Below are 18737 nucleotides of genomic sequence, written 5' to 3'. Positions count from 1 at the left end.
TCCTGGGTTGCCGTACGGAGGGGGAACCTCTCGATACTCCCCCGGGAGCGGCGGTCGCGCGACCCGAGTGACCACGGACGGTGAAGGGTTGGGCTGAGCTCGGCCCGGTTCAGGGTGTGGCGTGCGGGCCGGTCCTGATCAGGGCGTCGGCGGCGTCGTTGACCGGTTGCGGCGTGCCGGTGAGGTCCATGACGAAGAGCGGCACCCCCAGCCGGTCCGCGCGCAGCCGGGCGTCGTGGGCGTAGCCGGCCAGCGAGAAGAAGGCGCCGGTGGAGTCCTCGTTGAGGCAGTTCAGCCAGAGGGTCTCGACGTCCCGCAGCGGCGTCGGCCGGGTCGTCGGGTCGACCTGGGCCACGACCCCGTCGCCGCGCAGGTCGATGCCGTTGGCCGAGCGGTCCCCCGCGGTGCGCACACCCGCGAAGCCGAGCCACTTGAGGTACTGCGCGGCGGCGGTGACGGCGTCCCGCGCGGTACGGATGGTCACCGGCCGGAACGGCGGCCGCGGTGCCGCCGCCAAGGGCCCCGGGCCGGTCTGCCGCACCGGGGGGACGGGGCGCCGCTCGGGCGCGCGCAGGGCCCGGGTGTCCACCGGCAGCCGGACCACCGCCCCGCAGTCGCAGCCGAGTTCGGGCTGCGGCCACTGGTCGTCGCGTCCGCAGTCAGGGCAGCGCATGGCCACCCAGGAGTCGTCCCAGGACCGGTGGCGGATCTGCAGCGGGACGCCCCCGCGAAGGATCGGCAGGGCCAGCGGCGTGCCGCAGGCGCAGGGGAAGGTGGGTGCGGTGTAGGCGTGCTCCCGGCGGCAGGCCGGACAGCGCACGGGCACGCTCTCTGCCATGGTTCGCGACTCCTGGGCGGTGCGGGCGGTGCGGAGGGACGGCGGTGCTCGCCGGAACGGTCCTGCGCTCCATCGTCCCGCACGGGGAGCCCGTCGCGCACCCGTCTTCGCGTCCCCGGTCGCCCCGGGACACACCACCGCCCGGGGACCCGGTCCGCGTCCGGCCCGGTCGCGGCTCGGGTCCCCGGGCGGGGCCCGGCCCGCGCCGCCTCGACCTACCCCTCAGAAGCTCTCGGCGGCGCGGACGTTCGTGGTTCCGGGCGGCGGCGCCCCATCGGGCGCGACAGGACAGGTCGGGGCGCCGCCGCCCGGAAGTCGGGGGTCAGCCGGCGACCGGCCGGCCGGACAGGCGCTCCACGCCGCGCAGCAGGGCGGAGTGGTCCAGGCCGCCGTCGCCCTGGGCCCGCAGCGAGGCGACGAGGTTCGCCACCACCGAGCCGACCGGCAGGGCCGCGCCGACGTTGCGGGCGGCGTCGGTGACGATGCCCATGTCCTTGTGGTGCAGGTCGATGCGGAAGCCCGGGGCGTACTCCCGGTCGAGGAAGTTGCGCTTCTTGCGGGTCAGCACCGTGGATCCGGCGAGGCCCCCGTTCAGCACCTCCAGGGCCGCCGCCAGGTCGACCCCGGACTTCTCCAGGAAGACCACGGCCTCGGCGCACGCCTGGATGTTCACCGCCACGATCAGCTGGTTGGCCGCCTTGACGGTCTGCCCGGCGCCGTGCGGACCGCACAGGACGACGGTCCTGCCGAGGGCGTCGAACAGGGGCCGCGCCTCGTCGAAGTCTGCCCGCTCGCCGCCCACCATGATCGAGAGCACCGCCTCGACGGCGCCGGCCTCGCCCCCCGAGACGGGGGCGTCCAGGACCCGGATGCCCCTGGCGGCCGCGGCCTTGGCGAGGTCGACGGAGGTCTGCGGGGTGATCGACGACATGTCGATCAGGAGCGCGCCCGGCCGGGCGTTCGCCAGGATGCCGTCCTCGCCGTAGGCGACGGCCTCCACCTGGGGCGAGGCCGGGACCATCGTGACGATGACGTCGGCGTCCTTGACGGCCTCCGCGATCGAGCCCGCGGGAGTGCCGCCGGCTGCGGCCAGGCGGTCGAGCTTGTCCTGCTCCAGGGTGTGGCCGGTGACGGAGTACCCGGCCTTGATCAGGTTCTCCGACATCGGGGAGCCCATGATGCCGAGGCCGATCCACGCGACCGTGGGAAGTGAGGTGGTCATGATGTCCTCTCCGGATTACTTGTCGGCGTCGGCGAGCCAGTCGAAGGAGGCGGCGCTGCCCTGCGGGCCCGGCTTGTACTCCAGGCCGACCCAGCCGTCGTAGCCCGCGTCGCGCAGCCGGCCCAGGAGGGCGGCCAGCGGCAGGGAGCCCGTACCGGGCGCGCCGCGGCCGGGATTGTCGGCGATCTGGACGTGGCCGGTGCGGTCCGCGTAGGCGTCGATCGCGGCGGGCAGGTCCTCGCCGTTCATCGACAGGTGGTAGAGGTCGAGCAGGAACCTGGCGTTGCCCAGACCCGTCTCGGCGTTGACCTTGTCGACCACCTCGACCGCGGCGGCCGCGCTCACCAGCGGATAGCGCGGCGACTCCGGCTTGTTGAGGGTCTCGACCAGCAGCACCGCGCCGACCCGGTCGGCCGCGTGCGCGGCCCGGACCAGGTTCTCCAGGGCGAGTTCGTCCTGTGCCTCGGGGCTCACGCCGTCCACGCGGTTGCCGTACAGCGCGTTGAGCGCCGTGCAGCCCACCGAGTGGGCGAAGTCGGCGGCGACGTCGATGTTGGCGCGGAAGCGCGCGGACTCCTCGCCCGGCACGGACAGGGCGCCGCGGTCGGGGCCGGGGAGTTCGCCGGCGTAGAAGTTGAGGCCCACCAGTTGGGTGCCGGCCTCCCGCAGCGCGTCGCGCAGGGCGTCGAGTTCGGACTGCGGAGGGCTCGGCATCCGGGTCCACGGCCACCACAGCTCGACCGCGGAGAAGCCGGCCGCGGCGGCGGCCGCGGGGCGCTCCAGGAGCGGGAGTTCGGTGAAGAGGATCGAGAGGTTCACATCGAAGCGCGTGGAGTCGAAGCCCATCGCCTGCGCCCTTCCGTAATACGGAAACTTGTTTCTACCTAACGGAAGACTCCATGAGCCGGACGGCGGCTGTCAAGAGGGATGTTCCGGAAAGCCGCTGACCAGCTAGGTTGAAGGCGTGCGCCTGAGACTCGAATTCACCACCGAGCCGTTCGACCTGGACGAGCCCCCGCGGCACGCCGTGGTGGGCCGCGAGGTCCTGGAGGCTGCCGGGCTCGACGCCGTCGACGTCGGGCCCTTCGGCAACTCGGCCGAGGGCGGCACGGAGCAGGTGGTGGCCGTGGTCGGCGATCTGCTGCGGCGCACCCTGGAGGCCGGCGCGACCCGGGTGTCGCTGCAGGTCAACGTCCTCGGCGAGGCGGACCGGTGACCGGGCCTGCCGAGCATCCGTTCAGCGCGGCGATCAAGCCGCTCGCCGACGCCATGGGCGCGGAACTGGTGCCTCCCGGCGAGGCGCGCGGTGACGACGTCGTGCTCAGCTGGCAGGGCGCGGAGGTCGTCGCCGTACGGCTGCCGCACCTCGCGGACTCGCTCGACCACATCCTGGCCGACCTCGAGAGGCGGCACGGCAAGGCGCTGTCGGAACTGGAGCGCAAGGAGAAGCAGACGGTCGTCCGCATCCTGGAGGAGCGCGGTGCCTTCTCGGTGCGGCACGGGGTGGAGACGGTCGCCTCGGCGCTCGGCGTGAGCCGCTTCACCGTCTACAACTACCTCAACAGGGAGAACGCGGCGAAGGGCGGCCGCCAGAGCACCGCGTGAGGCGTCCGTCCGGGCGTTGCGGGCAGCGACTTTTCAACAAACTGTTGACGTCATGCGGTGGGCGCTCCTAGCGTGCCCTTGTGACTTCCAGCCCATCCCCGGGCCTGGCCCGGTTCAACGCCGCCGGCGGACCGGAGGCGATCGCGCTGCTGCACGAGGTCTGCGCGAGCCGCTCCTGGGGTGCCGCCGTCACGGCGGCCCGCCCGTACGACACCCTTGACGCGCTGCTCGCCGCCTCCGACGACGCGACGGCCGACCTCACGCCGGACGACCTGGCCGAGGCGATGGCGGGCCACCCGCCGATCGGCCGCCCCCGGCCCGGTGACCCGGTCTCCGCCCGCGAGCAGGGCGGGGTGCGGGACTCCCAGCGCGAGGAACTGCTCGCACTGAACCTCGCCTACCAGGAGCGGCACGGCCACGTCTTCCTCATCTGCGCCACCGGCAGGACCGGCGACCAGATGCTGGCCGCGCTCAAGGAGCGCATCGGCAACGACCCCGGCACCGAGCGCGAGACCGTCCGCACCGAACTGGGAAGGATCAACCGCCTCCGCCTCACCCGGCTCGTCGAGGCCGCGAAGGAGGACCCCGCATGACCTCCGTGTCCACGCACGTCCTGGACACCAGCGCCGGCCGCCCCGCGCGGGGCGTCGCCGTCACCCTGGCGGTACGTGCCGGAAGCGGTGCCCCCTGGGTCCCGCACGGCACCTCGGAGACCGACGCCGACGGCCGCTGCAAGGACCTGCCCGACCCGCCGCAGGGCACGAGCCACGTACGGCTGGAGTTCGCCACCGAGCCCTACCTCACCCGCCAGAGCACCGACCACCGCAGTCGAGCCGAGGACCAGCAGGACGCCCCCCGCACCAGGGACAGCGGAGCCTTCTTCCCGGAGGTGGCGATCGTCTTCGCCGTCGAGCCGGGCGAGCACTACCACGTACCGCTGCTGCTCAACCCGTTCGGCTACTCCGTATACCGAGGGAGCTAGCACCGACATGTCGCCCACCCGGCTCGGCCAGAACCAGTACGGCAAGGCGGAGACCCGCGTCGTCCGCGTCACCCGCGACGGCGCGACCCACCACGTCAAGGACCTCAACGTCTCCGTCGCCCTGTCCGGCGCGATGGACGACGTCCACACTTCCGGCAGCAACGCCGCCGTGCTGCCCACCGACACCACCAAGAACACCGTCTTCGCCTTCGCCAAGCAGCACGGCATCGACTCCGCCGAGCAGTTCGGCATCCACCTCGCCCGGCACTTCGTCACCGGACAGGAGTCCATCGAGCGGGCCAGGATCCGCATCGAGGAGTACGACTGGGAGCGGATCACGCCGGAGCACTCCTTCGTCCGCGGCGGACGCGAGACCCGCACCACCGAGGTCACCTTCGACGGCGCGCGCTGGCAGGTCGTCTCCGGGCTGAAGGACCTGGTGGTCATGAACACCACCGACTCCGAGTTCTGGGGCTTCGTCAAGGACCGCTACACCACGCTGCCGGAGACCCGCGACCGCGTCCTGGCCACCGAGGTCAGCGCCCGCTGGCGGTTCCACTGGGCCCGCGACGAGGACCCCGCCCCGCAGTGGCAGGAGTCCTGGGCCGAGGTCCGCGGGCACCTCCTCGACGCCTTCGCCGGCACCTACTCGCTCTCCCTGCAGCAGACGCTGTACGCGATGGGCGACCGCGTGCTCGAGCACCGCCCCGAGATCGACGAGGTACGGCTCTCGCTTCCCAACAAGCACCACTTCCTCGTCGACCTGGAGCCGTTCGGCCTCAAGAACGACACCCCCGACAGCGCGGTGTACTTCGCGGCCGACCGCCCCTACGGCCTCATCGAGGGCACGGTCCTGCGCGACGGAGCCGAGCCCCGCATCCCGGTGACGGACTGAGAGGCCACACCATGACCGCCCCAGCAGAGCGCATCGTCATCGAGAACTGCGCCGTCGCCACCGTCGACGCGGACGGCACCGAGTACCCGGCCGGCCACCTCGTCGTCGCCGGCGACCGCATCGAGTCCGTCGGCCCGGGACCGGCCCCCGCGGGACTGGAGGGCGTCGTACGGCGGGTGGACGGCACCGGCCACCTGCTCACCCCGGGCCTGGTCAACACCCACCACCACTTCTACCAGTGGATCACCCGGGGGCTGGCCACCGACCACAACCTCTTCGACTGGCTCGTCGCCCTCTACCCCACCTGGGCCCGCATCGACGAGGCGATGACCCACGCGGCCGCCCAGGGCTCCCTGGCGATGATGGCCCGCGGCGGCGTCACCACCGCCATGGACCACCACTACGTCTTCCCCCGCGGCACGGGCGACCTGTCCGGCTCCATCATCCGGGCCGCCGCCGGCATGGGGGTGCGCTTCACCCTCGCCCGCGGCTCGATGGACCGCGGCGAGTCCGACGGCGGACTGCCCCCGGACTTCGCGGTCGAGACCCTCGACGACGCCCTCGCCGCCACCGAGGAGACGATCGACAAGCACCACGACGCCTCGTTCGGCGCCATGACGCGGATCGCCGTCGCCCCCTGCTCACCGTTCTCGGTCTCCACCGAACTGCTGCGCCAGGGAGCCGAACTCGCCCGGCGCAAGGGCGTGCGGCTGCACACCCACGGTAGTGAGACCGTGGAGGAGGAGCAGTTCTGCAGGGAACTGTTCGGCATGGGCCCCACGGACTACTTCGAGTCCACCGGCTGGCTCGGCGAGGACGTGTGGATGGCGCACTGCGTCCACATGGCCGACTCCGACATCGCCGCCTTCGCCCGCACGCGGACCGGCGTCGCCCACTGCCCGTCCTCCAACGCCCGCCTGGCCGCCGGCATCGCCCGCGTGCCGGACATGCTGGCGGCCGGCGTCCCGGTCGGGCTCGGTGTGGACGGCACCGCGTCCAACGAATCGGGCGAGCTGCACACCGAGTTGCGCAACGCGCTGCTCATCAACCGCCTCGGCGCGCACCGCGAGGCGGCACTGACCGCCCGTCAGGCGCTGCGCCTCGGCACGTACGGCGGGGCCCGGGTGCTCGGCCGGGCCGGCGAGATCGGCTCCCTGGAGGCTGGCAAGCTCGCCGACCTCGTCCTGTGGCGGATGGACACCCTCGCCCACGCCTCGATCGCCGACCCCGTCGCCGCCCTCGTCCTCGGCGCGGCCGCCCCCGTCACCCTCTCCCTGGTGAACGGCCGGCCGGTGGTCGAGGACGGCCGCCTCGTCACCGCCGACGAGGACGCCATCGCGCGCGCCACCCGCGAGCAGGCCCGGCGGCTCGCCCGGATCGCGGGCCTGACCGGCTGATCACCGCTCACCCGCGGACCCCGGTCGGGGGAGGGACGGCCCTCCGACCGGTGCCGGGTCCCGCCCCCGCCGGGGCGGGACCCGGCGAACCCCGCGCCCGGCCGGGAATCCCGTTGGAGCACCCCGCACCGGCTCTGTTACGGTCGCCGTGCCGGCCGCGGGACTACGGTGCGACTTCCGGAACCTGCCTCTGAAGCAATGATTCGCTGCTCGTGCCCCCATTCCCCGGCCGGCGTCCAAGACAGGGGGAGCCGACGCCATGAGCGAGCGGGGGGCGGCCGTCGCCGCCGAGGACGTGCTGCTGTTCGTCAACGCGGCGATCACCGCGACCGGCCAGCGCGAGTTCCGTTCCGGCGCGGGGGAGCAGCGGCTGTCGCTGGACTTCCTCCACGCGTACATGCTGGGCAACTACCGCGACCTGTACGCCGGGGTCCTCGCCCTCGACATCAACGACCACAACGCGGCACTGATCGTCCGCCGCCTGCTGGAGACCGCCGCCGAGGCCGGCGCGGAACAGCGCCGCACCGAGGGCCGGCTCATCGCCTGCCGTCTGGCCCTGCTGCCGCCGCAGCGCGTGTACGGGATCTTCGGCGCCCTGCGCCGGGCCGGGGTGAACAACCGGCGGACGAGGGCGATCATCCGCGACTGGATCGCCGCCCGCCCGGACCCGGCCTTCGACGCCGTGAAGTACCGCGGCGGGTTCAAGCGGGCGCTGCGGCACGCCCATCTCGCCCCCACGGGGGAGGAACTGGGCACGTTCGTGTTCCGGCCGCTGAGCCGGGGCCGGTACGACACACCGCTCCTGGAGGCCTGGCGCCGCGCGCACTTCGCGCAGGACGCCCTGTACGAACTGCCCTACACCGTCGCCGAGGGCTTCGCCGCGAAGCACGGTGTGCCGCGCGAGGTGTTCCTGGAGCGCATCGCCCCGCGCATGACGCGCCTGGAGACCCTGCGGCTGCAGGAGTCCGCCCGGCGGCACGAGGCGGGCGCGGTGCCGGCCGCCCTGGACCGCATGCCCCTGACCCGGCTCGCCTCCTACGTGCTCTCGCTGCCGGTCGAGGAGCGCCTGCGGCGGCGCCGGGAACTGACCGGGGCCCTGGACGCGGCCGCCGTACGGGTGGCCGGGGAGCACCGGGGAAGCTGGGGGCGGGTCGCCGCCGTCCTCGACGACAGCTTCTCCGCCTCGGGTTCGGGCACCAAGCGCCGCCGGCCGCTGGCCGTCGCCCTGGCCTGCCACCACCTGCTCGCCGCGCTCGCCTGCGAGTACACCGGGCTGTGGACGTCCGGGCGGACCGACGCCCTGCTCGTCCGTCCGTACGGGGCGACGCCGCTGGGCCGGCGGATCCTGGACGCGCTGGAGACCGGGCCGTCCCGGCTGCTGATCGTCTCCGACGGCTGGGACAACGCGCCCCCGGGCCTGGCCGGCGAGGTGCTCCGCGTGTGGCGCACCCGCATCGACCCCGGCCGCCGCACCGAGGTCGTGCACCTCAACCCGGTCTACGACGCCGAGGACTTCGACGTGCTCCGGCTGTCCCCGGCCGTGGCCACGGCAGGCATCCGCGACGCCGAGGACCTGCCCGCGCTCGTCGAACTCGCCCAGTTCGCCGAGGGCCGCACCGGCCCGGCCGAACTGGCCGCCTACCTCGACGCCCGCGCGCGACGACTGCTCGACCGAACCCACCGGGGGGAGCACACCCGATGACCGCACTCGACCTGACCGGCCTGGACACCCGCCCCTCCCAGGTCTGGGGCGCCGTGCGCCTGGTCCCGCTGGTACGCGAACAGCCCGTCGAGGACCTGCGGCTGCACCCGAGGATCCTCACCGACGGGCCGTCCGTCGTGCAGGCCGGCCCGCGGCACGCGTACGTCTCGTACATCCCGCACGCGTTCGTCGCCACCTGGACCGGTGACGGAACCCCGGCCGCGGCCTACGGGACGCAGCTGGCCGAGGGCGCGGACGACGCGCGCCCCGCCACGGGCGCCCTGCGCATGCACCGCCGGATGGCCCGGCGCGAGGCCAAGGGCCGGCTGCGCTTCCTGCCCCTGCACCTCGCGCTGGAGGGCTATCTGGCACTGCACTTCGGCGGCCCCTCGGTCGCCTGGGAGGAATGGTCGCAGCGCGCGCTGCGCCGGGGCCTGTCCCCGCGCGCGGAGGAGGCGTACACGGGGGCCGAGGTGCGCGGACTCGCCGACGCGCTGCGGGTCTTCGAGATCCACCCCGGCCAGTGCGGCGTCCTGCTCTACGTCGCCGACGCCCTGGCCGCGGCCTTCGTCGTGCCGCACCCCGACGACTACCGCGCGCTGCACCCGACCCTCGTGCAGGACCTCTACGGCGAACTCGTCCACCACTACGCCACGCTGATGCCGCCTGTCCCGGAGTTCCGCGCCCGCATCCCCGGCACGGGCATCCGCTCCCTGGCAGAGCTGCGTGCCGCGGCGGCCGGACAGGAGCGGGCCTGGGCGCGGTTCCACGACACGACCATGGCCGCCGCGCTCCTGGAGCAGCCCCGCACCTGGCGGACGGTGTACCGGATGGGCCCCTTCACGCTCTCCCGGTTCCTGCCGGAGTTCCGCCCCGGGCGGGAGAACCACATCGGCGAGGCCGTCACGGACCGGCGGGGCCGGACCGTCTATCTCAAGACCTTCCGGCTCTCGGAGAGCCAGGCGCGCCGCGGCCATCTGCTCGACCGCCTCGCCGCCCACGACTGGCACCTGGCCCGCACCGCGGCCGCCCTCGGGGTCGACGAGGCGCAACTCGGCCGGCGTCTGGACTCCGCCGGCTTCGGCTCACTGCTCCGGCAGGACGTCCTCGACGGCCACCGGGCGCGGGCCCGCACCCGCTGAACCTCCGTGACGCGACGGGCCGCGCCCCTGGGAGCGGCCCTGGGCCTCGCGCCGGACCGCGCCGCCGCGGGAGATGGTGTACAGGTCGGTCGGCACCGGCCAGCCCTTCTGCCCGGCGTGGTCGCCGTTGAGCCCGCGCGCCCACTTGCTGTAGTCGGTCTCCAGCCCGTTCCCGGTGATGCGGATCCCGGGCGGCACCATCCGGGCCGCCCCCGAGGCCGGTTCGGCCACGGTGTGCCGCAGGGTGACGAACAGGGCCTGGTTCGCGGGATGGTCCGGCCCCGCGTCCAGGTGCCGGGCGACGACCTCCCGGCGCACCGGCAGCCAGAGCCGCAGCGCCGTCCGCGCCGACCGGGGCAGCGCGAAATCCTGCCGCGTAGCCGCCGTGCGGCCGGGCAGGTTCACGGTGAGCCGGATGCGGGACTCCTGCGCCGACAGGTCGGTGACGTCCGCGGCCACCAGGCCCTCGCGGGGCACCGCCGTCGCCCACAGCACCTCCAGCGCCGCCAGCAGCCGCAGCCGGTACGGCTCGCGGCGCGGCTCCACGGGGGTGCTCAGGGCCCGGCGCAGCACGATGTGCCCGGTGAAGTCCAGGGGCTCCTTGGTGTGCTTGGACCAGGGGCGCATCCCGCGGGCCTGCCACCCGAACGCGGGGCGCCCGGCGGCCCGGTTGAGGTCGGCGATGCCGTCCATGATGTCGCGCTGGCTGGCGGGGGTGAGCTGCCTGCCCACCTGGCCCGCCCGGGTGCGGTACAGACCGGCCGCGATGCGGCCGAGCACGGTGTCCGGCCGTCCGGGGTGGCCGAGGACGGCGTCGGCGAACAGCTCTTCGAGGCCGCCCAGCGCCTGGGGCGGGACGTCGGCGGCCGCGCGCTCCAGCACCGCGGCGGCTTTCCGCAGCCGTTCCTCCCGGGAGCGGGAGGTGGCGATGGCCGGGTCGGCGAGGGCGCGTTCCAGGGCGGCGCGGAGCTGGTGGAGAGCGGGCGCGGTCACGGCAGCAGCGTAGGGGCAGGGTGTGACAGACGGGGAGCGGCAAGCAGGTGGAGCAAGAAGTAATGCGAGGGTCGAGATCCTCCCGAGGGCCCGCGCGCCGCCTCCGACGCGTCCGCGCGGTCCCCGCTCCGCGGCCGTTGCCGCCGGCGGAGCCCGACCGGTAGAAACCTGTGGATCACCGCCGCACGCGCAGTGCGTACAGTGCGTGGCAGCAGCGGCTCGCGACACCGCCCGCCCGGAGCACCAAGGGGAACACCGTGCGACTCCACGTCGACCAGCGCCACGAACGGGTACTGGAGTTGGTCCGCCAGCGCGGCACCCTCCGCGTGTCCGACCTCGCCGACGAGCTGGGCGTGTCGACCGTGACCGTGCGCCGGGACGTGGAGACGCTGGCCGAGCAGGGCCGGCTGCGCCGGGTCCACGGCTCCGTCCTGGGGCCCGCCGCCGGGGGCGTGAGGGAGCCCGCTCTGGCGGGGGCGCGGGATGCCGAGGGGCTCGTGGTCGGCATGGTGGTGCCCACCCTCGACTACTCGTTCGGCGAGATCGTGCAGGGCGCCCGGGAGGCCCTGGAGGCCCGCGGCGGGCGGCTGGTCCTGGGCCTGTCCGGCTACGTGGCCGAGGGCGACGAGGAGCAGGCCGGCCGGCTGGTCGCCTCCGGGGTGGACGGGCTGCTGCTGACCCCGGGCTGGACGCCCGCCCCCGGGTGCGGGGCCCGGATCGCCGAGCGCGCGGTGCCGCTGGTGCTGGTGGAGCGGCTGGCGCCGCCCGGGAGCCAGGCCGCCGAGCTGGACCGGGTGCGGACGGACTCGGCGCAGGGGGCGGCCATGGCGGTGCGGCACCTTGCGGCACTGGGGCACGGCTCGGTCGCGCTGGTGCTCCAGGAGACCGCGCACGCCGGGCAGTTGCGGTCGGGGTACGCGGCCGCGGTGGAGGCGCTGGGGCTGGCCCCGGCCCCCGGGTCGCCGTACACCGCGCCGCCGGAGCTGCCGGAGGCGGAGCGGGTGGACGTGACGGTGCGGCACGTGCGGGGGCTGGTGGAGGAGCACGGGGTGCACGCGGTGCTGATGCACGGTGACGAACTGGCGGTCATGGTGGTCTCGCGGTTGAAGGCGCTGGGGCTGCGTGTCCCGGAGGATCTGGCGGTCGTGGTCCATGACGACCAGGCGGCCGGTCTGGCGGATCCGCCGCTGACGGCGGTCGCGGCGCCCAAGCGGGCGGTGGGGGAGGCGGCCGTCGCCCTGCTGCTGGAGCGCGTCGCGGCGGGCGGGGCGTCTTCGCCGCGCCGGCACGTGGATCTGCTGCCCTCGCTGCGGGTGCGGTCCTCCTGCGGGGCGGCGTACGGGGCCTGAGCGGCGCCGAAGGCCGGGTTCGGCACGGAGGCGCGGGCGGGTCAGAAGTGGCAGACCGCCAGGAGTGCCATGTCGTCGCTGCGGGGGCCGCCGGTGTGTGCGTGGACGTCGTCCAGGAGCGCGTCGAGCAGTTCGGCGGGGCCGGCGAAGGCCACGCCGTCCAGCCGGGTGACGGGGTCGTAGAAGGTGCCGTCGGCGTCGCGGGCCTCGGTGACGCCGTCGGTGTGCATGAGCAGGGTGGAACCGGGCGGGAAGGGGACGGTGTCGACGCGGTCGGCGGCCTCGCACAGGCCCATTCCGAGGGGCAGGGCGTGGCCGGCCGGTTCGGCGCAGCGCACGGCGCCCTGGTGCAGCACCAGTGGGGGCGGGTGCCCGCGGTTGACCAGGCGCAGCCCGGTGCCGTCGGCCGGGAATTCGGCGAGGACGGCGGTGACGAACCATTCCAGGCGGTCCATGCCCTCGCGGCGTTCGGCCTCGCGCCACAGCGCCCGGTCCATGCGGGCCGCCACCCCCGCGAGGGTGGGTTCCTCGTCGGCGGCCATGCGGAACGCGCCGAGCACGACGGTGGCCGCCTCCACGGCCGCCATGCCCTTGCCGCGTACGTCGCCCATGATGCAGCGCAGCCCGTAGGGGGTGTCCTGGACGGCGTAGAGGTCGCCGCCGATCTCCGCCTCGGCCTCGGCGGTCTCGTAGCGGGCGGCGATGCGGTACAGCCCGACCTGCCGCGGCGGAACGGGCAGCACGGCGCGTTGCACGGCGGCGGCGACGCTGCGCGCGGAGCGCAGCCGTACCTCGCGGACGTGGAGCAGGCGGTTGATGAACACGGCGACGACGGCGACGGCGCAGATCGACAGCAGTTCGCTGATGCCGCCGGGGCCGCCGATGTATCCGAAGTGGGCGAGGATGCCCGCGTCGGCGGCGATGGCGCCCACTCCGACCAGCACGGTGCCGGGCAGGGACATCAGGGGGGCGGCGAGCATGGGGGCGACGGAGTAGAAGGCGGTGGCGCTGAACTGGGCGGGGGTCAGGTAGTCGACCAGGAAGCCGCCGACGAGCAGCACGACGGGGAGCAGCCGGACGTACCGCAGGACGTCGCGTCCTTCGTCGGTGAGGTCCTCGCCCCCACTCGCCACGCGTGTGCTCCTGCCGTCGCTGTCGGGCCGCCGGGCTGGATCCCAGGGTCGCCGTGGTCCCGTCGCGTGGCCAGTCGTGGCGGTCCCCGCGGGTGAACGGCAGGCGGGCCGCCCGGCCCCGGGTAGCGCGCGGGGGCCGCTCGGGCGAGGCTGGTGGCACGACCCGTGAGCACAGGGAGCAGCAGCGATGATCCGCACCGACGCCCTCAACGAACCGGCCGTCCGCGCCTTCGTCTCGGCGGTGAACGCCGGGGACCGGGAGGCCTTCGAGGCCGCGCTCGCCGAGAACGCGACGATGTCCGACGACGGTTCCGACCGCGACCTGCAGGAGTGGGCGGAGCGGGAGATCTTCGATTCCCACGGCCACATGGACGTGCAGTCCCAGGACTCGGCGGGGCTCACCCTCATCGCGGACTACCGCAACGACGCGTGGGGTGAGATGCGCACGAAGTGGCGTTTCACCGTGGACGGCGGCAAGGTCAGCCGTTTCGACACCGGCCAGGCCTGAGCGGGGCCGGTCAGCCGGGCGTGCCGTCGCGGTACACCAGCAGGTAGCGCCAGAACAGCAGGCGTCGGATACGGCTGCCCGGCAGCAGGCGCGCCGCTTCGGTGCGGATCTGCGGCAGGGGTGTGCCCGGTGGGCGTACGGGGGCCCGGACCGGCTGCGGTTCGTGGCCGCGGATCCGGTCGGCGGCGGCTACGGCCAGCCGGGCGGCGGCGTTGACGGGGACGGCCGTCAGGCTCACCGCCCAGTCGGCGGGGGTGCGTTCGGGATAGCAGCCCAGGACGAGCAGGGTGCCGCCGGGGGCGAGCGCGGCGCGCAGTGCGGTGACCGTGGCGAGCGGCATGTGGTGCAGGGCGGCCAGGCAGGTGATGACGTCGTAGTGGGCCGGGGGGAGGTCCACGCGGGTGACGTCCGCGGTGCGGAAGGTGACCCCGGGTGCGGTTCCGGCCGCGGCCACGGCCTCGGGGGAGGCGTCGATCGCGTCGACCCGCAGTCCGCGGGCGGCCAGGCGCCGGGCGAAGCGGCCGGTGCCGCAGCCGACGTCCAGGGCGGTGAGCGCGCCGGGCGGGACCTTGCGCAGGAGCAGCCGGTGGTAGTGGTCGTTGTGGTCAAAGGGCATGCGCGGTGCCCTTCCAGTTCATGAGGTTGGCGAAGAGTTCGGCCTGCTCGACTGCGTCGTCGAGGGCGTGGTGGGTGTGGTGGCGGCGGGAGAGCAGTTCGCGGGGCATGGTGGCCTTGGCGACGGCGCGCAGCGGCACGTGGGCCTTGGCCGCGTACAGCGTCTTCATGTCGAGGCAGCCGGAGTGCCCGAAGGGGCTGGAGCCGGTGAAGCGGATGAGGTACCAGTACAGGAACATCCAGTCGTATGCGGCGGGGTAGCCGGTCATGACGGGCTGGGCGCCTTCGCTGACGGTGCCCACCCATGCGGTGAACTCGGCCATTGCGGCGGCCGGTTCGCTGCCCTCGGTGGTCAGGCGTGCCCGGTCCAGGCCGCTGACGGCGAGTGCCTGCGGGTCGGTCTCGGTCCCGGTGGGGCGCAGTTCGCGGTAGAAGGTGTCCCGTTCGGGGTCGGCGGCGGTGAATCCGCCGGCGTCCTGCCGGCCCGCGACGGCGGCCCCGAGGCTGAGCATCGAGTACGGGCCGGGGATGGGCCCGTCCGCCTCGATGTCCACCGAGATGTACAGGCTGGGCCGCACGGCGCGCGGTCGGGGTGCTGGCATGGCGACGATCATGCCAGCGGTCGCGCGCCGGCTGCCCGGCTTTTCCCGGGGTCGCGGGAAGTCTCGCGGCGCGCGGCGGCTCTCCCCGGCGGTGGCCGGGGAGAGCGGCGCGTGGTTCAGTCGAGCAGTTCGTAGGCCGGCAGCGTCAGGAAGTCGACGTAGGTCTCGTCGAGTGCCGTCTTCAGGAGCAGGTCGTGGGCCTGCTGCCAGCGGCCGGCGGCGAAGGCCTGCTCGCCGGTCTCCTCGCGGATGGCGGTGAGTTCCCGGTCGGCCAGGGAGCGCACGAGGTCGGCGGTGGCCTTCTCGCCGTTGTCGGCGAAGACGACGCCGGCGTTGACCCACTGCCAGATCTGGGAGCGGGAGATCTCGGCGGTGGCGGCGTCTTCCATGAGGTTGAAGATGGCGACGGCGCCCATGCCCCGCAGCCAGGCCTCGATGTAGCGGGTGCCGACCTGGACGGCGTTGCGCAGTCCCTCGTAGGTGGGTTTGGCGTCGAGGGAGTCGACGGCCAGCAGGTCGGCGGCGGTGACGTGGACGTCCTCGCGCAGCCGGTCCTTCTGGTGGGGCCGGTCGCCGAGGACGGCGTCGAAGGAGGCGCGGGCGATGGGCACGAGGTCGGGGTGGGCGACCCAGGAGCCGTCGAAGCCGTCGTGGGCCTCGCGGTCCTTGTCGGCCTTGACCTTCTCGAAGGCGACCGCGTTGACCTCGGGGTCGCGCCGGGAGGGGATGAAGGCGGCCATGCCGCCGATGGCGTGGGCGCCGCGCTTGTGGCAGGTGCGGACCAGCAGTTCGGTGTAGGCGCGCATGAAGGGCGCGGTCATCGTCACGGCGTTGCGGTCGGGCAGGATGTAGCGCTCGCCGGCGTCGCGGAAGTTCTTGACGATGGAGAACAGGTAGTCCCAGCGGCCGGCGTTGAGGCCGGAGGCGTGGTCGCGCAGTTCGTGGAGGATCTCCTCCATCTCGAAGGCCGCGGTGATCGTCTCGATGAGGACGGTGGCGCGGATGGTGCCCTGTGGCACGCCGAGGAGGTCCTGGGCGAGGACGAACACGTCGTTCCACAGGCGGGCTTCGAGGTGGGACTCGGTTTTGGGGAGGTAGAAGTAGGGGCCTTTGCCCTTGGCGAGCAGGCGCTGCGCGTTGTGGAAGAAGTAGAGGCCGAAGTCGACGAGGGCGCCGGGGACGGGTTCGCCGTCGACGGTCAGGTGGCGTTCGTCGAGGTGCCAGCCGCGCGGGCGCACGACGACGGTGGCGAGTTCGCTCTCGTCCTTCAGCGCGTAGGACTTGCCCTCGGGGGAGGTGAAGTCGATGCGGCGCTCGTAGGCGTCGATCAGGTTGACCTGGCCGCCGACCACGTTCTCCCAGGTGGGGGCGGAGGCGTCCTCGAAGTCGGCGAGCCAGATCCGGGCGCCGGAGTTGAGGGCGTTGATGGTCATCTTGCGGTCGGTGGGGCCGGTGATCTCCACCCGGCGGTCGTTCAGCGCGGCGGGGGCGTCGGCGACGCGCCAGTCGCCTTCGCGGATGTGGGCGGTCTCCGGGAGGAAGTCCAGGGTGCCGGTGCGGGCGATCTCGGCGCGGCGTTCCCCGCGCTTGGCGAGGAGTTCGGCGCGGCGGGGCGCGAACCGGCGGTGCAGTTCGGCCAGGAAGGCGAGCGCCCCGTCGGTCAGCACCTCCTCCGCGCGCTCGACGGGGGGTGCGGTGTCGGCGACGACGGCGTGCGGTGCGGGCCCTGATGCGGACATGAACCTGACTCTCCTCTTGCCGATGAGGGGTGGTGCCGTGCGGCCGGAGGAGCCGGGCGGCCACCGCGCCCCGGCCCTGGCACGGGGTGCCGGACGGGGCGGGTTTCGGCTGCGAGGCGCGCCGACCGTACGGGCGCTTCTGCTGGGTGGAGCATAGTTTTTGCATTGCGGAAGTTCAACGTTCTGTGGCACCCGGTGCAGGGGGCTCCGGCGGGTCCGCCAGCAGCCGCAGGTCGTCCGGGGTGTCGATGTCGGCGGGGACCGCGATGTCCCCGCACTCGACGAGTGCGATCGCCTCCTCGTGCCGCCTCAGGTAGGAGCGTGCCCCCTGGTCCCCCACCGCACTCGCGGCGATCGCCGCCCAGTGGGCGGAGCCCAGCAGGATCGGGTGGCCCCGCCTGCCGCCGTACGAGGCGGAGGCGAGGGTGCGCGGCGAGGCGTACGCGCCCACCACCCGGGCCACCGCCGTGGCCCCGATCCCGGGCTGGTCCACCAGTGCCACGACCACGGCCGGTGCGCCGGTGCCGGCCAGTGCCTCCAGGCCCGCGCGCAGCGAGGAACCCATGCCCTGCTCCCAGTGCGGGTTCACGGTGACGGCGTAGTCGTCCAGGGCGGCCCGTTCGCGCACCTGCGCGGCGTCCGCGCCCAGCACGATGTGGACGGGGCCGCAGCCGCCGGCCCGCAGCGCCCGCGCCGTGTGCTCGACCAGCGGGCGGCCGCCGTACTCCAGCAGCGCCTTGGGGCGGCCGCCCAGCCGCCTGCCCCCGCCGGCGGCCAGCAGCAGCCCGGCCACCGTGCCCGTGCTCGCGTCGCGTTCCATGCCCCCTGGATACCGTGGACGGGGGGCGGGGGAAAGGACCGGCCATGACGAGCTGGATCATCGCCGTACGCCACGGCGAGAGCGAGGCCAACGCCGCCTTCGCCCGTGGCAGGTCCCTGGACGGGGTCCGGGACGCCGGCGTGGCGCTGACCGCGCTCGGGCGGGAGCAGTCGGCGCGGCTGGGCCGTGACCTGCTGACGCTGCCCGGTGCGCAGGCGCCCGGCCGTGTCCGCTGCTCGCCCTTCGAGCGGGCCCGGCAGACCCTGCGCGCCGTCGAGGAGGCCGGGGCGGCCGCGGGCCGCGAACCGCTGCCCGTCACCTACGACGAACGCCTCCGGGACCGCGGCATGGGCCTGCTGGAGCTGATCACCCCGCAAGGGGTGCGCGAGCGCTTCCCCGAGGAGGCGCTGCGGCGCGAGCGTGAGGGCGAGGCCGCCTACCGTCCGCCCGGCGGGGAGTCGCCGCGGGACGTCGAGGCCCGCGTCCGGGACTTCCTGGGGGAGGCCGTCGCCCGCCCGGGCCCGCCCGTGCTGGTCGTCACGCACGACGCGGTGGTGCTGGCACTGTGCCGCCTGCTCGGGACCCCGCCGCCCGGCGACGCCCGCGTGGTCAACGCCTCGATGGCCCGCTGGTGGCGCGACGGCGCGGGGGACTGGCGGCTCGCCGACTGGAACCGGATCGCGGGTCCCGGACGTTGATGTCGGCAAGTCGTCACGTGGCGAAGGAAGTTACGGCGGATTTCGCTCTCCGTATAGCGGGGGAAGCGCTCCGTCGCGTTTACTGTCCTCCCCGATACGGCGGACCGGATGGGGCCGGCCGGCCATGGGGAAACATCGGGGGCCTACCTGTGGGGGACGTATCAGTGGTGAAGGACGTGGCCGCCCGCGCGGCGGTGGACGACGACGGGACCCTCGACCCGAGGGTGAGCGCCCTGCGGGCCGCGGTCGCCCGCTGTCGCCGTGAACTCGCCGGATACCGCGGCAACTTACCGGACCGGCACATCGCCGAGGACGAGCTCTCCGCGCTGGCCGCCGCCGCGGACGCCGGTGTCCCGGACGTCCCGCGGCTGCGCCGCGGCCTGCTCGTGATCGCCGGGGCGCTCGGCTCCGTCAGTGCCCTGGCCGGCGCCCTCACCGAGGTGCGGCGGGCGATCGAGCTGTTCGGCACCCCGCGTCCCCGGTGACGCGGGGTGCCC

At 74.2% G+C, this 18737-nt stretch carries 21 protein-coding genes; 12 read left to right on the top strand and 9 right to left on the bottom strand.

Features of this window, described 5'->3' with window-relative positions:
* Positions 1-109: 109 nt before the first annotated feature.
* From CHF15_RS07665 to CHF15_RS07655, 3 genes are all read right to left on the bottom strand, one after another.
* Positions 110-838 carry a hypothetical protein gene (locus CHF15_RS07665; RefSeq protein WP_089222875.1) on the bottom strand — a complete coding sequence of 243 codons (729 nt, stop codon included), beginning with the start codon at positions 836-838 and terminating at the stop codon, positions 110-112.
* 322 nt (positions 839-1160) lie between these two features.
* Positions 1161-2060: a 2-hydroxy-3-oxopropionate reductase gene (locus CHF15_RS07660; protein ID WP_089222874.1), complete on the bottom strand. Its 900-nt coding sequence runs from the start codon at positions 2058-2060 to the stop codon at positions 1161-1163.
* A gap of 15 nt (positions 2061-2075) precedes the next feature.
* The gene (locus CHF15_RS07655; RefSeq protein ID WP_089222873.1) at positions 2076-2906 is read right to left on the bottom strand and encodes a TIM barrel protein; all 831 of its coding nucleotides are present in this window, start codon (positions 2904-2906) and stop codon (positions 2076-2078) included.
* Positions 2907-3024: 118 nt separating this feature from the next.
* Here CHF15_RS07655 and CHF15_RS07650 point away from each other — a divergent pair, with 118 nt between their 5' ends.
* From CHF15_RS07650 to CHF15_RS07615, 8 genes are all read left to right on the top strand, one after another.
* On the top strand, positions 3025-3276 hold the full coding sequence (locus tag CHF15_RS07650) for a hypothetical protein (RefSeq protein ID WP_089222872.1): 252 nt from the start codon (positions 3025-3027) through the stop codon (positions 3274-3276).
* Positions 3273-3665: a helix-turn-helix domain-containing protein gene (locus CHF15_RS07645; RefSeq protein WP_089222871.1), complete on the top strand. Its 393-nt coding sequence runs from the start codon at positions 3273-3275 to the stop codon at positions 3663-3665. The genes CHF15_RS07650 and CHF15_RS07645 overlap by 4 nt, the downstream gene beginning before the upstream one ends.
* 80 nt (positions 3666-3745) lie before the next feature.
* Complete coding sequence (gene uraD, locus CHF15_RS07640) at positions 3746-4258, top strand: 2-oxo-4-hydroxy-4-carboxy-5-ureidoimidazoline decarboxylase (RefSeq protein ID WP_089222870.1); 513 nt, start codon at positions 3746-3748, stop codon at positions 4256-4258.
* On the top strand, positions 4255-4647 hold the full coding sequence (uraH, locus tag CHF15_RS07635; RefSeq protein WP_089222869.1) for a hydroxyisourate hydrolase: 393 nt from the start codon (positions 4255-4257) through the stop codon (positions 4645-4647). Before uraD ends, uraH begins: the two co-directional genes overlap by 4 nt.
* A 7-nt stretch (positions 4648-4654) precedes the next feature.
* Positions 4655-5542, top strand: a complete 888-nt coding sequence (gene pucL / locus CHF15_RS07630) for a factor-independent urate hydroxylase (RefSeq protein WP_089222868.1) — start codon at positions 4655-4657, stop codon at positions 5540-5542.
* 11 nt (positions 5543-5553) lie between these two features.
* Positions 5554-6939 carry an 8-oxoguanine deaminase gene (locus CHF15_RS07625; protein WP_089222867.1) on the top strand — a complete coding sequence of 462 codons (1386 nt, stop codon included), beginning with the start codon at positions 5554-5556 and terminating at the stop codon, positions 6937-6939.
* Between the two features lie 259 nt (positions 6940-7198).
* Positions 7199-8641, top strand: coding sequence for a hypothetical protein (locus CHF15_RS07620; RefSeq protein ID WP_089222866.1), 1443 nt, complete (start codon positions 7199-7201; stop codon positions 8639-8641).
* Complete coding sequence (locus CHF15_RS07615) at positions 8638-9783, top strand: ARPP-2 domain-containing protein (RefSeq protein WP_089222865.1); 1146 nt, start codon at positions 8638-8640, stop codon at positions 9781-9783. The genes CHF15_RS07620 and CHF15_RS07615 overlap by 4 nt, the downstream gene beginning before the upstream one ends.
* On the opposite strand, the gene CHF15_RS07610 is transcribed toward CHF15_RS07615, so the two are convergent.
* Positions 9727-10776 carry a hypothetical protein gene (locus CHF15_RS07610; RefSeq protein WP_089222864.1) on the bottom strand — a complete coding sequence of 350 codons (1050 nt, stop codon included), beginning with the start codon at positions 10774-10776 and terminating at the stop codon, positions 9727-9729. The two genes, CHF15_RS07615 and CHF15_RS07610, sit on opposite strands and share 57 nt — an antisense overlap.
* A 257-nt stretch (positions 10777-11033) precedes the next feature.
* Here CHF15_RS07610 and CHF15_RS07605 point away from each other — a divergent pair, with 257 nt between their 5' ends.
* The gene (locus tag CHF15_RS07605; RefSeq protein ID WP_089223120.1) at positions 11034-12125 is read left to right on the top strand and encodes a LacI family DNA-binding transcriptional regulator; all 1092 of its coding nucleotides are present in this window, start codon (positions 11034-11036) and stop codon (positions 12123-12125) included.
* A 41-nt stretch (positions 12126-12166) separates the two neighbouring features.
* Here the strand turns inward: CHF15_RS07605 and CHF15_RS07600 are convergent, their stop codons facing one another.
* Entirely contained in the window at positions 12167-13258 is a 1092-nt protein-coding gene (locus CHF15_RS07600) for a PP2C family protein-serine/threonine phosphatase (RefSeq protein ID WP_089222863.1), read from the bottom strand.
* Between the two features lie 187 nt (positions 13259-13445).
* Between CHF15_RS07600 and CHF15_RS07595 the strand changes: the two genes are divergently transcribed.
* Positions 13446-13766 (top strand): hypothetical protein, encoded by a 321-nt coding sequence (locus tag CHF15_RS07595; protein ID WP_089222862.1) that lies wholly within the window; start codon positions 13446-13448, stop codon positions 13764-13766.
* Positions 13767-13776: 10 nt separating this feature from the next.
* Here CHF15_RS07595 and CHF15_RS07590 read toward each other — a convergent pair whose 3' ends face one another.
* The 4 genes from CHF15_RS07590 to CHF15_RS07575 all read right to left on the bottom strand — a co-directional run bounded on the left by CHF15_RS07590 (position 13777) and on the right by CHF15_RS07575 (position 17542).
* The gene (locus CHF15_RS07590; protein WP_089222861.1) at positions 13777-14382 is read right to left on the bottom strand and encodes a class I SAM-dependent methyltransferase; all 606 of its coding nucleotides are present in this window, start codon (positions 14380-14382) and stop codon (positions 13777-13779) included.
* Positions 14372-14983, bottom strand: coding sequence for a 3'-5' exonuclease (locus CHF15_RS07585; RefSeq protein ID WP_245938715.1), 612 nt, complete (start codon positions 14981-14983; stop codon positions 14372-14374). The genes CHF15_RS07590 and CHF15_RS07585 overlap by 11 nt, the downstream gene beginning before the upstream one ends.
* A gap of 116 nt (positions 14984-15099) precedes the next feature.
* On the bottom strand, positions 15100-16722 hold the full coding sequence (aceB, locus tag CHF15_RS07580; protein ID WP_089222859.1) for a malate synthase A: 1623 nt from the start codon (positions 16720-16722) through the stop codon (positions 15100-15102).
* A 175-nt stretch (positions 16723-16897) separates the two neighbouring features.
* Entirely contained in the window at positions 16898-17542 is a 645-nt protein-coding gene (locus tag CHF15_RS07575) for a nucleotidyltransferase family protein (protein ID WP_089222858.1), read from the bottom strand.
* Positions 17543-17586: 44 nt separating this feature from the next.
* On the opposite strand from CHF15_RS07575, the gene CHF15_RS07570 reads away from it, so the two are divergent.
* On the top strand, positions 17587-18240 hold the full coding sequence (locus tag CHF15_RS07570) for a histidine phosphatase family protein (protein WP_089222857.1): 654 nt from the start codon (positions 17587-17589) through the stop codon (positions 18238-18240).
* Positions 18241-18404: 164 nt separating this feature from the next.
* Positions 18405-18725 carry a DUF5955 family protein gene (locus CHF15_RS07565; RefSeq protein ID WP_089222856.1) on the top strand — a complete coding sequence of 107 codons (321 nt, stop codon included), beginning with the start codon at positions 18405-18407 and terminating at the stop codon, positions 18723-18725.
* Positions 18726-18737 lie beyond the last annotated feature (12 nt).

This window comes from Actinacidiphila glaucinigra (genome assembly GCF_900188405.1).
Classification (GTDB): Bacteria; Actinomycetota; Actinomycetes; order Streptomycetales; family Streptomycetaceae; genus Actinacidiphila; species Actinacidiphila glaucinigra.
Note: the sequence above shows the minus strand (reverse complement) of the source record. Positions and strands in the feature narration are given on the sequence as shown.

What these genes read in the sequence shown, in the direction of transcription:
- CHF15_RS07660 (WP_089222874.1), bottom strand. Translation starts at nt 2,060, where the DNA reads ATGACCACCTCACTTCCCACGGTCGCGTGGATCGGCCTCGGCATCATG.
- CHF15_RS07665 (WP_089222875.1), bottom strand. Translation starts at nt 838, where the DNA reads ATGGCAGAGAGCGTGCCCGTGCGCTGTCCGGCCTGCCGCCGGGAGCAC.
- CHF15_RS07570 (WP_089222857.1), top strand. Translation starts at nt 17,587, where the DNA reads ATGACGAGCTGGATCATCGCCGTACGCCACGGCGAGAGCGAGGCCAAC.
- CHF15_RS07595 (WP_089222862.1), top strand. Translation starts at nt 13,446, where the DNA reads ATGATCCGCACCGACGCCCTCAACGAACCGGCCGTCCGCGCCTTCGTC.
- uraH (WP_089222869.1), top strand. Translation starts at nt 4,255, where the DNA reads ATGACCTCCGTGTCCACGCACGTCCTGGACACCAGCGCCGGCCGCCCC.
- CHF15_RS07575 (WP_089222858.1), bottom strand. Translation starts at nt 17,542, where the DNA reads ATGGAACGCGACGCGAGCACGGGCACGGTGGCCGGGCTGCTGCTGGCC.
- CHF15_RS07590 (WP_089222861.1), bottom strand. Translation starts at nt 14,382, where the DNA reads ATGCCCTTTGACCACAACGACCACTACCACCGGCTGCTCCTGCGCAAG.
- pucL (WP_089222868.1), top strand. Translation starts at nt 4,655, where the DNA reads ATGTCGCCCACCCGGCTCGGCCAGAACCAGTACGGCAAGGCGGAGACC.
- CHF15_RS07625 (WP_089222867.1), top strand. Translation starts at nt 5,554, where the DNA reads ATGACCGCCCCAGCAGAGCGCATCGTCATCGAGAACTGCGCCGTCGCC.
- CHF15_RS07615 (WP_089222865.1), top strand. Translation starts at nt 8,638, where the DNA reads ATGACCGCACTCGACCTGACCGGCCTGGACACCCGCCCCTCCCAGGTC.
- CHF15_RS07655 (WP_089222873.1), bottom strand. Translation starts at nt 2,906, where the DNA reads ATGGGCTTCGACTCCACGCGCTTCGATGTGAACCTCTCGATCCTCTTC.
- CHF15_RS07620 (WP_089222866.1), top strand. Translation starts at nt 7,199, where the DNA reads ATGAGCGAGCGGGGGGCGGCCGTCGCCGCCGAGGACGTGCTGCTGTTC.
- aceB (WP_089222859.1), bottom strand. Translation starts at nt 16,722, where the DNA reads ATGTCCGCATCAGGGCCCGCACCGCACGCCGTCGTCGCCGACACCGCA.
- CHF15_RS07585 (WP_245938715.1), bottom strand. Translation starts at nt 14,983, where the DNA reads ATGCCAGCACCCCGACCGCGCGCCGTGCGGCCCAGCCTGTACATCTCG.